General features: G+C 65.3%; 1 pseudogene. It reads right to left on the bottom strand.

From position 1 onward, the window contains the following. A pseudogene (locus ACFIF2_RS36005) lies at nucleotides 1-167 on the bottom strand (IS5/IS1182 family transposase); the annotation flags it as partial. Nucleotides 168-248: the final 81 nt, after the last annotated feature.

Raw genomic sequence — 248 nt, 5'->3', positions numbered from 1 at the left:
GCGTAGGTGTCACCGCATCGCAGATGGGCCAGGGCGAGGAGAGCCTGACGGTTGGCGGTCAGCCGACGCCATCGGGTCCCGATCTCCCCTCGCCGGGCAGCGAGTCGTCCCGTCAGGCACCGCAGGGAGCGACTGGACAGGTCGATCGACGACGGGTAGACAAGCACGCGAAGCTCCTAGTGGCTACGGGCAATCTTGGTCGAGAACCCGTCTACCAGGAGCTTCGTCGTTCCACCGATCTGTCCAAC

Origin of the sequence: Streptomyces sp. BK79 (genome assembly GCF_044142145.1) — a bacterium.
Lineage (GTDB): Bacteria > Actinomycetota > Actinomycetes > Streptomycetales > Streptomycetaceae > Streptomyces.
Note: the sequence above shows the minus strand (reverse complement) of the source record. Positions and strands in the feature narration are given on the sequence as shown.